The organism is Streptomyces sp. MB09-01 (assembly GCF_033794505.1).
Taxonomy (GTDB): Bacteria; Actinomycetota; Actinomycetes; order Streptomycetales; family Streptomycetaceae; genus Streptomyces.
Genome location: NZ_JARAYQ010000623.1, coordinates 1 through 502, shown reverse-complemented (window position 1 = coordinate 502; position 502 = coordinate 1). Strand labels below are relative to the sequence as shown.

1 protein-coding gene is annotated in these 502 nt (G+C 76.5%); it reads right to left on the bottom strand.

Features of this window, described 5'->3' with window-relative positions:
• Positions 1-502, bottom strand: a 502-nt coding sequence (locus PV721_RS43775; protein WP_319734497.1) for a hypothetical protein, incomplete at both ends; no start/stop codon positions are given.

Genomic DNA, 502 nt, shown 5'->3' with positions numbered 1-502 from the left:
GGGCAGGGACCGGGGTGCGGGTGGTGCGGCTGCCCTCGGGCGTGTACCCGACGGACGAGCGGGGCGTGTCGCAGCTCAGTTCGGCCAGGAGCTGCGCGGCGACCTGTTCGGGGGCCTCCTTGGGGTGGACGTCCACGGCGCGGACGAGCGTGCCGGGGAATTCGAGGGCGGCGCTGCGGGCGAAGCCGTGCAGGCCGGCCGCGGCGGCGCCGGGTGTGGTGACGAGCAGCAGCCGGTGCGTTCCGTCCGTCAGGGCGCGGCGCAGTGCGGGGAAGAGCTGGGGAAGGACGGGCTCCGAGCCGGTCCGCAGCCCGGTCAGGTCGACGACGGCGTCGAAACCGGGCTCGGGTTCGGTGAGGGGGTGCGGCTCGGCCCCGTGCGCCTCCAGTGCCGTGGAGAGCGCCTGGGCGAGGCCCTGGCCGTCGTCGACCACTCCGATCCGCAGGCCGCGGAGGGCTTCCGGGTCCGGGGTGGTGGGGGGTGCGGGGACGGTGTCCACCCG